At 55.5% G+C, this 12,437-nt stretch carries 10 protein-coding genes and 3 pseudogenes; 8 read left to right on the top strand and 5 right to left on the bottom strand.

All coding sequences use genetic code 11. From position 1 onward, the window contains the following. Positions 1-316: 316 nt before the first annotated feature. Both LPA46_RS10190 and LPA46_RS10185 read left to right on the top strand, forming a co-directional pair. Positions 317-511: pseudogene (locus LPA46_RS10190) on the top strand (multicopper oxidase domain-containing protein); the annotation flags it as partial. Beyond that, positions 498-2,813, top strand: coding sequence for a nitric-oxide reductase large subunit (locus tag LPA46_RS10185; RefSeq protein ID WP_230892543.1), 2,316 nt, complete (start codon positions 498-500; stop codon positions 2,811-2,813). The pseudogene LPA46_RS10190 and the gene LPA46_RS10185, both read left to right, overlap by 14 nt. Positions 2,814-2,818: 5 nt before the next feature. On the opposite strand, the pseudogene LPA46_RS19135 reads toward LPA46_RS10185, so the two are convergent. The 3 genes and pseudogenes from LPA46_RS19135 to LPA46_RS10180 form a co-directional block, all read right to left on the bottom strand. Next, positions 2,819-3,120 (bottom strand): annotated as a pseudogene (locus tag LPA46_RS19135) (RNA-guided endonuclease TnpB family protein); the annotation flags it as partial. Further along, a complete protein-coding gene (locus tag LPA46_RS19130) occupies positions 3,092-3,274 on the bottom strand; it encodes a DUF7260 family protein (RefSeq protein ID WP_442908234.1) in 183 nt (60 codons plus the stop codon). The pseudogene LPA46_RS19135 and the gene LPA46_RS19130, both read right to left, overlap by 29 nt. Before the next feature lie 90 nt (positions 3,275-3,364). Then, positions 3,365-3,922, bottom strand: coding sequence for a plastocyanin/azurin family copper-binding protein (locus LPA46_RS10180; protein WP_230892419.1), 558 nt, complete (start codon positions 3,920-3,922; stop codon positions 3,365-3,367). Between the two features lie 188 nt (positions 3,923-4,110). Here LPA46_RS10180 and LPA46_RS10175 point away from each other — a divergent pair, with 188 nt between their 5' ends. The 4 genes and pseudogenes from LPA46_RS10175 to LPA46_RS10160 form a co-directional block, all read left to right on the top strand. Next, positions 4,111-5,535, top strand: coding sequence for a cytochrome ubiquinol oxidase subunit I (locus LPA46_RS10175; protein ID WP_230892418.1), 1,425 nt, complete (start codon positions 4,111-4,113; stop codon positions 5,533-5,535). Further along, a complete protein-coding gene (gene cydB, locus LPA46_RS10170; RefSeq protein WP_230892417.1) occupies positions 5,528-6,529 on the top strand; it encodes a cytochrome d ubiquinol oxidase subunit II in 1,002 nt (333 codons plus the stop codon). Before LPA46_RS10175 ends, cydB begins: the two co-directional genes overlap by 8 nt. Positions 6,530-6,956: 427 nt before the next feature. After that, positions 6,957-8,714 carry a Na(+)/H(+) antiporter subunit D gene (locus LPA46_RS10165; RefSeq protein WP_230892416.1) on the top strand — a complete coding sequence of 586 codons (1,758 nt, stop codon included), beginning with the start codon at positions 6,957-6,959 and terminating at the stop codon, positions 8,712-8,714. A 372-nt stretch (positions 8,715-9,086) separates the two neighbouring features. Further along, positions 9,087-9,188: pseudogene (locus tag LPA46_RS10160) on the top strand (IS5/IS1182 family transposase); the annotation flags it as partial. A 47-nt stretch (positions 9,189-9,235) separates the two neighbouring features. Here LPA46_RS10160 and LPA46_RS10155 read toward each other — a convergent pair. Further along, complete coding sequence (locus LPA46_RS10155) at positions 9,236-9,685, bottom strand: universal stress protein (protein ID WP_230892415.1); 450 nt, start codon at positions 9,683-9,685, stop codon at positions 9,236-9,238. A 155-nt stretch (positions 9,686-9,840) separates the two neighbouring features. After that, on the bottom strand, positions 9,841-11,226 hold the full coding sequence (locus tag LPA46_RS10150; RefSeq protein ID WP_230892414.1) for a permease: 1,386 nt from the start codon (positions 11,224-11,226) through the stop codon (positions 9,841-9,843). A 182-nt stretch (positions 11,227-11,408) separates the two neighbouring features. Here LPA46_RS10150 and LPA46_RS10145 point away from each other — a divergent pair, with 182 nt between their 5' ends. Together LPA46_RS10145 and LPA46_RS10140 are read left to right on the top strand one after the other, a co-directional pair. After that, positions 11,409-11,777 carry an SHOCT domain-containing protein gene (locus LPA46_RS10145; protein WP_230892413.1) on the top strand — a complete coding sequence of 123 codons (369 nt, stop codon included), beginning with the start codon at positions 11,409-11,411 and terminating at the stop codon, positions 11,775-11,777. Positions 11,778-11,794: 17 nt separating this feature from the next. Beyond that, a complete protein-coding gene (locus LPA46_RS10140) occupies positions 11,795-12,433 on the top strand; it encodes a hypothetical protein (protein ID WP_230892412.1) in 639 nt (212 codons plus the stop codon). Positions 12,434-12,437 lie beyond the last annotated feature (4 nt).

The raw sequence follows: 12,437 nt of genomic DNA, 5'->3' as shown, positions 1-12,437 counted from the left end.
CTGTCCCGTGAACTGGGATACCACCCGGAGCCTATAGTTAGGCAGTCCAAAATCCTGGCTGTTCCATGATGAAACGGTTTGAGACTCCCAGAGCCGGGCTGTCACGTCAAGAATTTCTTGCCGCAACTGGCGTCACCATCGCCTCAGCGCTAGCTGGCTGTAAAGCAGGCAGAGCAACCAAGCCAGAGGCGGCCTCAACGACAATAACTGGAACCCAATCCGTACCGGCTAATCTCCCCGTTACCAGTTCCCTGACAGTCGTCGACGTTGACGACCAGGGCGGGAAAGTAACGATGCGAACACAACGGGCACGGCACGAAACGCGATCGAGTTCACAGCTGACGCTGACCCTGGCATATATCTCATGCACTGCCACAAAGTCAACCACGTCATGAACGGAACGTTCTATCCCGGCAGAATGCTCACCGGCCTGGTCTATCGGTCCGTCATGGATGCGGACATCTTCCAACAGCTCATGGAGTACACGGGTAGTGAGAATGAAAGTGCGTAAAGAAACGCTCGCGAAGGCGCTTTTAGCAATTTTCGTGTTCAATCTCGTCTTTATGGGAACAGGTGCGTACTTCGCATACCAGCAGTCGCCCGAACGCCCCGATCAAATAGTTGGGGCCCAGGGGGATACCCTTGCCACAAACGAAGATATCGTCCAAGGAAAAGCTGCTTTTCAGCAGAATGGCTTGATGAACCTGGGATCGATCCTTGGTAATGGCGCCTACTTCGGGGCTGACTACACGGCAGATGCTCAGGAGCGGTTAGTGACGAACATGCGTCGATACGTTGCGCGAGAGCGGTACGGAACGGCGTACGCTGAACTCACTCAATCGAAACAAGCGGCGGTAAACTCGACCGTGAAGCGCCAACTCCAGAACGGTGAGTTCGGGAAAGCCGTTCAGCTCACTGGCGCAGAAACATACGCGTATAAACAAGTCCGTCAATCGTATATTGAGCGTTACTACGGCGGTGCACCCGAACACGGCATTCCCGCAGAATTCGTTCAGTCAAAAACCGATGCAAAGCGGTTTGCTGACTTCGCACTCTGGACCGCGCTGTTCTCGTCTATCGACCGTCCAAACAGCGACATCTCCTGGACAAACGAGTGGCCGTACAATCCGGGTGCAGGTAATTCGCCGCCTGTTTCATCGTTGGTATGGAGTGTAGTATCGATGGTTCTTCTCGTAGGTGGTGGTGGCCTCGGAATCTGGCTATACAAATCGGTTGAACTTCCGGAGCCAGAGATTGACGGGGTCGACGTCCCCCATCCCAAGGAAATCGAACTGTTCCCAAGTCAGTTTGCAGCAGTTCGATTTGTTCCTGTCGCGGCAGTTCTCTTCGTTGTACAGACCCTGCTCGGCGGGCTAATGGCACACTACTATATCGAGCGGCAGGGGTTCTACGGCATCGCAAAAGCTCTTGGCTTCGACGCTGTGCAGATGTTCCCGTTCTCCATCGCGAAGGCCTGGCACATCGACCTGGCAATCCTGTGGATCGCAACACTGTGGCTCGGTATCGGCCTCTTCTTGCCGCCGTTACTTACCGGAACTGAGCCAGACAACCAGAAGTCATACGTTCACGTCCTACTAGGTGCGCTATTCGTGGTCGTAGTTGGTGGCTTACTTGGAATCTGGCTTGGCGCACAGGGGTATATTGATGGCGCACTCTGGTGGATTCTCGGCAACGAGGGGCTCGAATATCTCGAAGTTGGTCGTCTCTGGCAGATTGGCCTACTCGCGGGCTTCGGCCTCTGGACAGCCCTCGTCGCTCGCGGTTTCAAGCCGATGCTACGTGAAGAAAGTCGGTACGGGCTCGCCCACCTCATTCTGTACGCAGGTGGATCAATTGGACTCCTGTTCTCGGCGAGCATGCTCTACACGCCGAAGACGTCGATGGTCGTCACCGAATTCTGGCGGTGGTGGGTCGTTCACATGTGGGTTGAAGGTGCTTTCGAGTTCTTTATCGTAGTAATCATCAGCGTGACGCTTGTTTCGATGAACCTCCTCAAGCGACGGAGTGCAGAGAAAGCGGTGATATTTGAAGCGCTCTTCGTGATGGGCGCAGGCGTTATCGGGGTTTCCCATCACTACTGGTGGATCGGCCTCCCGGAATACTGGGTACCGATTGGAACAGTCTTCTCGACGCTTGAGTTCATCCCACTGGTTTTCATCCTCTACGAGGCGCTCAACGAATATCGGGTGATGTCCACTGCCGACGAGAGTTTCCCGTACACGCTTCCGTTCATGTTTATAATCGCCTCCGGCGTGTGGAACTTCGTCGGTGCGGGTGTCCTCGGATTCTTCATTAATCTCCCACTGGTCAACTACTACGAACACGGCACCTTCCTGACAGTCGGACATGCCCATGCAGCGATGTTCGGTGCGTTCGGATTCCTCGCCTTAGGGATGGCAACCTACATCCTCCGGTTCACCACGAAGCCCGGACAGTGGACAGAGACGAACCTTCGTCGCTCGTTCTGGCTGTTGAACATCGGCCTTGCGTGGATGGTAATTATCGGTGACATACCTATTGGATTCCTCCAGCTCGAGACTGTCTTTACACAAGGATACGACGCCGCACGCTCGTTGGCGTTCTACAACCAGAGCATCGTCCAGAATCTTTTCTGGGCGCGGCTCCCAGGTGACATCCTGATCATTCTCGGGTCGGGGATCTTCTGCTATGATGTATTGAAGAAGCGCTTCGTCCGCCGCGAGGAAACGGACACGTCGTCCGACGGGACAATCATCTCAAGGCGTATCTTCGGAGAAGACGAAGACCAGGGCGTTGATCTAAACGACGACTGACACCCTCTTGCTGTCGGATATATTTGGTTTTGGCATGTGAGTGCATCGTACTGGAGCGTGCTTGCTCGGAACGCGAACGCCTCCGAGACCACATACCGTTCGTATGGCGTCGAACTATCCGCCGGGAGTGGTAGTTACACTCGACACATCCGTTGACGGTTGGGAGTGAGACTTTGTCCCGGTAGAACGTAACACTCCGTTCATCGTAGAGCATGGTCCACGACGTGAACTCCGGTTGGCTCACGCGCTTGCCCTGTTTCCAGTGTTTGACGCAGCCGTTAGTGGCTTGAACGGCGCGTCGGATGGCTGTTCAATTTGTGCGTATCTGTTTCGAGACTCCGGATGCGCTGGCGAAGCCGTCGAAAAGCCCGGCACTCACGTTCAACCTCGCGTCGCTCTCTCCGAACGCTCTCAAAGGCAGATTCCAAACACGTCGGCCAAGAAAGGGATCCGGAAGTCATAGCCGGGGTTAATTTATGGTTGTGTACACAGTATCCTCAGTTTCGACCAGTGGCTACGCGGGCAAGGCGTGTTTGCCAGCTACTACTGACCTACCCAGAGAACTCACTGTACGAGACGCTACCCTGATCGACGATAGTCTGGCTTTCAGGAACATCTCCATCCGGCGGCATACTCCCTTCGGCAGGACCCTCTGGTTCGCCGACGACGATTCGACCGACCATCCCCATAGGTTTGTGTGGGATACAGAAGTAATCGTATGTACCTGTAGTTTCGAACGTATGCTCGTAGGTCGCGCCCTGTTCACTCAATATTTCGCTATTGAACGTTTCTGCCTCGTTAGGTATCCGAGTTACCGATGCCGAACTTGTTCCTTCTTTGTAGGCAGTCGCCGAGTGACTCCCACTCTGAATTTCGAACGTGACCGTCTCCCCGGATTCAACGAATAGGCCGATGGGATCAAAGTAATAGTTGCTACCCTCGGTAACCATCATAACCGTATTCGAACCGCTCGAGCCATCGGTCGCCTGTGACTCACTCGTGGTCGACTCACCACCATCTCCGTTCCCTGAACTACTACATCCTGCGAGACTGGTTACGCCACCTGTTGCGAGAAGTCCGGCTGTCTTGAGCACCTGACGACGCTCCATATCTTCGTTATCAAAGACCCCAGCATAAGGGGCTAACGCGGATTCCCAATACGTAGGACACCGCCCTCATTTGACATACCGAAGTCGCAAAGTCGGAATGATGGCATTCCATCCGACAGGGGTCCATTTTTCACTCGGTCTGCGGATCATCGTTCAGACCAATAGAAATATCCGCCGAGGGGAAACCGATGGTTGATCCCGTTCTTGCGAGCCGTCTCCAGTTCGCGCTCACCACCATCGTCCACATCATCTTCCCAGTGATGAGTATGGGCCTCGCACCGTTTCTCATCTATTTCACATGGAAAGAGGTTCGGACGGGACAGCCAGTGTACGAGCAGCTTCGTCGGTTCTGGACACGAATCTTTGCGGTGAGCTTCGTCGTCGGAACCGTAACGGGACTCGTTCTTGAGTTCGAATTCGGAACGAACTTCGCCGCATTCTCGACAACCGCTGGAGAGCTGTTCGGTGGACCACTCGCCCTCGAAGGGATGATGGCGTTCATGCTGGAAGCGACGTTCCTTGGAATATTCGTCTTCGGCCGTGACCGTGTGTCAGACTGGCTATACTTCCTGTCGAGTATCGCCGTCGGGCTCGGCACGTGGCTCTCGGCCGTCTGGATCCTCATCGCAAACTCCTGGATGCAGACGCCGCGTGGGTTCGAAATCGTCGTCGAGAACGGCCAGCGAATCGTGAAGCTTACGGACCCGCTCGCAGCCTATCTCAATCCGCGGTTCTCCTATATGTTCATCCACATGCAGAACGCGGCCGTTGAATCGGTCGCGCTCTTCATGGCCGGCGTCGCCGCCTACTACGTGTTCCGCCACCACGTCTGGGACTACCCGATTGAACACATCGATGTCTGGGAGAAGACGCTCAAAATCGCGCTCGTCGTCCTGATTATCACGGCCCCACTACAGGTGATTCAAGGGGATGAGTATGCCCGCCATGTCTCCGAAACCCAACCGCAGAAATTCGCCGCGATGGAAGCCGTCTGGGAAACCGACTCCTACGTCCCCGAGTATATCGTTGCGTTCCCGACGGACGTCAGCGATCTGCTGAACCCACGCACGAAAGATCTCTTTGGTATTGGCATTCCGGGTGGGGCCTCGTGGCTCGCTAGCGGCGGAAATCCACAGGCGACGATACGCGGCCTCGACTCTTTCTCGACGAAAGCCCCACCTGTAGCGATCGTCTTCTGGGCGTTCCGGATTATGGTTGCGCTCGGGTTCTGGTTCATTCTGCTGGCCGTCTGGGGTGTCTATCGATGGTGGCGTGGGGAACTCTTCGAGGACGACCTACTACACAAAGCGTTGATGGCGTCCTCTCTCCTAGGATTCGTCGCCGTAGAGGTCGGCTGGATCGTCACCGAGGTCGGGAGACAACCGTGGGTCATTCAGGGGGTGATGAAGACGGGTGCCGGCGTCTCTCCAAATCTCACAGGTGCAGAAGCAACGTTCACCCTCCTCGGATTCGTTACTGGATACCTCCTGTTATTGGGCCTCTACACGTACGTTGTCGGTCGTATCATCCGATCGGGGCCACCCTCGAAAGACGAACTCACGCAAAGTGATTCTTCCCGTGGCTTAGAATCAGAGGTGACGTCCGGTGAGTAACCTCGGATGGCTGGCCACGAAGCCGCTGTTCGGCTTGCCGCTCGCCGAGCTCTGGTTCACGTTGCTGTTTTTCATCTTTGGGATGTTCCTCTTTCTCGACGGCTTCGATTTTGGTGTGGGAATCCTGTTTGCGACCCGTGACGACGACCACGAGAAAGAACATCTGTTGGCCGCCATCGGGCCATTCTGGGACGGGAACGAGGTCTGGCTCGTCGTCTTCGGTGGGGCATTATTCGCGGCGTTTCCGTCCGTCTACGCGAACCTCTTCAGCCGGTACTACCTGCTGATGTTCGCGATTCTCGCAGGACTTGGCCTCCGAGGACTCGCCCCAGAGATGTATGAGGAACGTGAGGACGACCGCTGGCGAACGTTCTGGGGTTATTCGTTCGTTATTGGAAGTGCCGTTACGCCGTTCCTCTTGGGTCTGTTCGTGATGAATTGGCTGGTCGGAGCGACCGGCCTCATCACCCCAGTAGGGGTCCTCGGCGGTGTCACAGTCCTTGTCCTCACGGTCGTCGACGGGGCGGCGTTCCTCGGGGTGAAAACCCGCGGCGCGCTGCGAGGCGAAATGCGGACCTACGGTGTTCAAGCTGCCGTGGGTTATCTTGGTGTGGCGATCAGTACTCTCGGGGCGATATACGTGACCGAACCAGGGCTGCGCTCCTCGTTCCGATCACCCCTCATCGTCGCACTTGTGATCCTTACTGCAACCTTGACGGGGATCTATGTCGTCGCGCTTCGCAGACGTCGGTACTACGCTGCGTTCGCGGCGACAGCCGCACTCGTCTTCGGACTCGTTGGGCTCGTCGCAACCCTTTTGTTCCCCTTCGTTGATCGAACCGCGGGACTCACTATCCGAGAGGCGATCATCTCCACGCTGCCGCTCAATCTCATGTCGATCATGGCGAGCGTGCTGCTCCCGATCGTACTCGTGTACTTTGTCGTGCTCTATTCAGCGTTCAGCGGACCGATCAATATCGAGGAAACATACTAATGAGACGACTTCAGACCCAACGACCGACCAGTGTATGGAGAAACAATATGGTGTCTAGGGACTATAACACTTGGACTGCGTTCAACCGAGACCAAGTGCGATGACTGCAACGCGTTTCTCTCCCGAACCGCAACTATTGTCTCGGATCATCGTAACATGGATTGAACTCACAATCGTCGGCCTCACAGGTGGAATCCTTGGGACAGCAGTTGGTGGGCCGCTCAGTCTGATCACCTACCTCGTCACGACACTTGTCTCGGTCGGAATCCTTTTTTACAACATAAATGAATTGATTGAACGCCACGTTATATACAAGTGAAAATAAGACAATGTTGAGCTTGGCCAACTCCTGTTCCGCGAAGATGCACACCGCCGCCTTCAGTGGAGTAAACGAGTTACTACCAGCTAATCGGGACGGTTCTAGCCAATGACATTACCACTGATACCACCGTTCGTGCCTGTCTTGCTCGTCGCGATTCTTTCGCCGTTTTTCTCCCGCCGGATTAGTCATGCTCTCGGCCTGGTCGCGACTGCTGTCGTTGTACCGTACATATGGCTCCTCCCGGAGGGCGCACTTATATCTGGAAGTTTATTCGGCTTTTCGACCATTTTCCTGTACGTCGACTCACTCACTCGGTTGATGGGCGGGATCTTCGCATTCATTGGCTCAATCGGGATTATTTATTCATATGCGAGTGATGCCGATACCGTTCAGACAGCATTTGCCCTCAGTTACGTTGGAACTAGCATTGGGGCCGTGTTCGCAGGTGATTGGTTGACGCTTGTTTTCTTTGTGGAGTTAATGTCGATCGGAAGTACGCTGCTTGTCTGGCATTACGGCCGGCAAGCGGTTCGAACGGGCTTCCGGTATGCACTCTGGCATGGAATCGGTGGGAGCCTGTTACTGGCAGCGATAGCTTGGCAATACGCAACTGTTAATTCGTTTCTGTTTACGGCGGCTGATGGCATCGTCAGCACTGTCCCTCAAGTACTAGCTGTCGTGGGTGTCGGCACTATGGTCGGATTCATTGGCCTCCACACGTGGCTCCCTGACACATATCCTAAGCCCCACATCGCTGCGAGCGTTTTTCTCTGTGTTTATACGACGAAAACAGGAGTCTATGTGATGTATCGAATATTTCCGGAGGGACAGCTCGCAGTTGCCTATATGGGTGGCGGAATGGCCGTCTTCGGGGCATTCATGGCTCTGATGCAGAGTGATATGCGACGGCTTCTCTCCTATCATATTCAATCACAGGTTGGATACATGATAGCAGGGGTCGGGATAGGAACAACACTCGCCACTGCTGGTGCATTCGGTCACGTCTTCAATCACATCCTCTACAAGAGTCTCTTGTTTATGACCGTCGGCGTCGTGATTTATCGAACTGGCGAAGAAAGTCTGGAACGCGTCGGCGGGCTCGCGAGGAAGTTGCCAGTGACGACCGTAGCCTTTTCTATCGCGGCACTTTCAATCGCAGGATTCCCGGGCTTGAATGGATTCGTCAGCAAAGGAATGGTTCTATCAGCCGCCGAGTACGGGGAGATGGAGACCCTTTGGTGGCTATTGATACTTGGCGGCGTAGGAACATTCCTTTCGTTTATCAAACTGGGCTATTATGTGTTTTTCCACGGCAACTACGACGGCGAGATCCACGACGCAACCCGAGGACAGAAAGTTGCGATGGGGATAGTAGCAGGACTGTGTGTTCTCTTTGGAGTGTACCCCAGTGGATTGTTCAGTATCGTCCCCTTCGGGTCAGAGATTCATTATGAAACATTCACCTTGGGTCATATCGGTGAGGGTCTCGCGCTTGCGATAGCGGGTGTTCTTGGATTCGCTATCTTACGTCGGCCACTCAAGCGAATTGGTCGCATTCCAGATTTCGACGATGTTTACAATCCCGCCGTTTTCTTTGGGACCAAAGCAATAGTTTACGGAGCCACCAACTCGTTTGCTCGCATCGATCAATTTGTGGTGCATCTCACCACAGGGACTCGATGGCTCCTTAATAATCCCGAGTTAGGAGTCCGACGTATCACGGCTATTGTGAAACAATCAAACGTTGCTAAGCCTCGGGACGAAAATGTAACACTAGGTACTTTTAGAGCAGGAATCAGGCAATCGATTGCCATTATTGTATTAGTCCTTGCACTCTTGTTGTTTGTATTGCTATTCGGATAAATATGAATAGAGTGATAATATTGTCTCAAAGCGCGTGAATGAATTTGCTACCCCTGGTGGCGAATACTTCCGGAGTTACAGTCAACAGTATTAATCTGTTCCACGGCGGATAACTTTACAAGTGCTCCATTAATGTAGCTCGGCCAATCATCTTGGCATCTCACGCCCAGAACCGAGGTTCAAATCCTCGATGGAGCATCCCTGATCCGTTGCAATTTCCTTCTCATAATCCTCACAGATAGCTACCATACAACAGGGACAAAATTGTGAACGACCCCGCCCTACCCAGCGACGGACGAGCAATCGCCACCGTCAGTTAACACAGCGGTCGCAGTCTCCACAGGCGTATCTTCGGACTAAAACAGTTTCCGAGGATCCAACCTCGCCGAATGGACGATACTCACGCTCCACGCACTCAGAATCAAACCCGGGAAGTCCTATTGCCAGACGATCGACCTGCTGAGCGAGATACCGCGCCCCCATCTCATACCAGATAATGAACGGTAGCTGACGGTAGTTTCCTACTCGCTGGCTTCAGTTTTCACGACGGTGGCCGGACGAGTTGTCAATCGGAGAACGCGGTCGGTGACACTTCCGAGCAACGCACGATATTCGTCCGGCCGGCGTTTGGTACCGAGCACGAGGAGATCGGCGTCACAGTCGTCTGCGTGATTCACGATAGTCTCAGCGGGGCGGCCATGTTGCATCGACGTCTCGACGTCGACATCGGTTTCTGCGGCTCGACGTCGGAGTTCGGAAAGCGTTTCCTCGCCGTGTTCTTCGAGGCCGTGTTCGGGACCTTCGGCTTCGTCGACGTACTCGTCCCCGCTGTATGCAGTCACGACATCCTCGTCGACGACGTAGAGCACATGAAGGACTGCGTCGTGGGCGGCTGCGAGCTCGAGTGCGTGTGTTTCAGCCTCTTCAGACGCAACGGTTCCATCGGTCGACAGGAGAATTCGGTCGTACATTCAGTCGGAATTCAAAGGCGGGTACCATAAATTCGGCTTCCAATTCTCTCCGCTCAAGAGTCACGGGAGCATGTTCATTATGGCCACGTCAGCGGATGTGTCCAAATACGACGGACGGACTCAATCGATACTGTGAACCCTCGACGAGCTGTCCGTCAGTGGTCGTGTCCCTCCATCACCATCGGATGCCCGGTGGCGTATTCGTCTGGATCCTCCTCGAAGGTCTCCTTGCAGGTCTGCGAGCAGAAGTAGTACGTCTCACCGTCGTGGGTCGCCGATGGCTCGCTGTCGTTAGTCCGCATCCCGCAGACGGGGTCACGGTACTGGCCAGGCGCACCGAGGCCGCGACGATAAACGTACAGGAGGAACCCGGAGAGCGCGAAAGCGATGAGGTTGAGGTAGAACGTGTAGTTGAGCTCGAAGTACGTTTGCTCGGTCGCTGTCTCCCCACCAGCCAAATCCGGGACTATTCCCAGCGCGTCGAACAGCAGTTCCATGAGGAAGCCAGTGAACGCCATCGTGACGAAGAAGACGCCGAGAATGTACAGCATGACCTTCCAGCCGTAGTACTTCCGGTAGACGTTCAACACGGGAATCGTGATGAGGTCGGCGTAGACGAACGCGATGACGCCCGCGAAGCTAATACCGCCGCCCCAGAGCGCGACGGCAAACGGGACGTTGCCCATGCTGCCGACGAAGCTGATGACGGCGATGGCGACGCCCATAATCGCGTTCTCGGCAGTCACAAGCAGCCCATCGCCCTGGATGAACAGGGTGTTCCACACCCACTGGGGGACGAAGACGATGACGAACCCCGAAATAAGGAAGCCGGCGATGACGTCCTTCCAGATCATCGACCACTCCTTGCGGTACTGATTCCCGACTTTGTACCAGCCACCCCACGACAGCAACTCGTCGCGCCACCCGCCGCGACTCGACATCTCCTGGCGGTAGGTCTCCATACAGCCCTCCGAGCAGAACTTGAGCGTCTCACCGCCGTCGGTCGTAAGCGCGTACTCGTCCTTTCCTTCCATCCCGCAGGTTGGATCCTCGGTGACGCCCGCCTCACGGTCGCGCTCGTTGAGCGTCGCTCGCACCTCGTCGAAGAGGTTCTCCGGGAGCGTGAGATGAACGATGACGGCCATCACGGCGATGAGGATGAGTCCGCCCAGTAGCTCTGCGACCAGGAACTCCCAGCCGAGCAGAATTAGAATCATCAACCCGAGTTCGACGATGAGGTTCGTCGACGCGAACATGAACGCGAGGAAGTTCACCCCGTGCGCCCCCTTCTTGAACAAGCCCTTCCCGATAGCGACGGCGCCGAAACTACAGCCACTACTGGCCGCGCCGAACGCAGTCGCCTTGGTGAGGCCACTCAGATCACCGTCGCCGAGGACCTGCGCCATCCGCTCCTTGGAGACGTAGATCTGGACGAGACTCGTGATCGTGAGGCCCATGATGATCGCCCACGCCGCCGTCCAGAGGAATCCGACACCGATTCGGAGGGCTTCGAAGATGCCCTCGACCATCGTCACCTGCATAGATGTATCATCGGCGGGGTCATTTTTTGCAGTTTTCCCTCAGATAGTTCGGGCCAGAGCCGTAGTAAGTAGGAATTCAAAAGAATAGCGGTGGGTGGAACACGCAGGTAAAAGGCACAACCGCATTAAATAGTTAGTGCGTAGTATAACCTGAGAACCCAAACTCACGGAGGGATCACAGTATGCCGACAAATTCACACGCGCGACTTGTTACGCTCCCCCTCGCCATCATCGGCGCCGTATTCATCTTCCCGTTGTTCTTCATGGGCTTCGGGATGATGGGGTTCGGTCCGATGATGGGTGGTACGTGGGGCGGTCATATGTGGGGCGACGGGACGATGCCAGGCTGGATGTTCATCGTCGGCATCGTGATGCAGTTCCTGTTCCTCGGCGCCCTCGTCGGTGGTGGGTACCTCATCTATCGCGCGGTCACGGGAGATGCGAGTGACTCAGACCACGCACTCGAAGAGCTTCGGCTTGCCTACGCTCGCGGGGAGCTGACTGACGAGGAATACGAACAGCGACGCGAGGCACTCGAACGAGACACTTGACCCGACACAGATGAAGCATGGCCAGCTTCCCTGATCACCGTCAACAGTCGACCCGTCCGCAGCTTCCAGCATGGCTTGACCGATACACGACGCTGGGAGTATACGGCCTCCTCGTCGGGACGGGACTCTGCCTGATCGCCTTCCTCACGAATCCGATTCCTGACCCCTCGTTTCCGTGGGCGACGCTGCCCGAGTCACTACGCCTGCCGATTACACAGCCCCGGATCGAGCACTGGCCGGTCACGTATACGGTCGGCATCTGGCTGTGGGTCTTCTGCTTTCCCGCACTCTTCCTCGCTGGATACCGGCGATACGGTGACGGGAACCGAGGGGCAGCGGTGTGGCTCATCGGGTTGCCGACCATCGCGATGTTGGGCTGGACGACGTACTGTCGGTTCTTCTGGCCGAAACTCCAGCCTCCGACCTGGAACGCCCCGGCATACACGTTCGTTTGCTGGCTGTACTGTTCGACCTACGACGTTATTTGGAGTGACGCAGCGTTCCTGATTGCGCTTCTCGGCGCCGTTGCCACGGTTCTGATGCTGCAGCGTACACGCGGAACCAAGTATGCACTAATTGGGTTCGGCATACTGGCACTCCCCCTCGGTCTCCCGGCCCTCTACGAGGGAACCCGACGAGTGAGAACTGAGGGCTGAGTTC

It is taken from the genome of Halobacterium sp. KA-6 (assembly GCF_021029015.1).
Lineage (GTDB): Archaea > Halobacteriota > Halobacteria > Halobacteriales > Halobacteriaceae > Halobacterium.
This window is presented reverse-complemented; position numbering and strand designations above follow the sequence as displayed.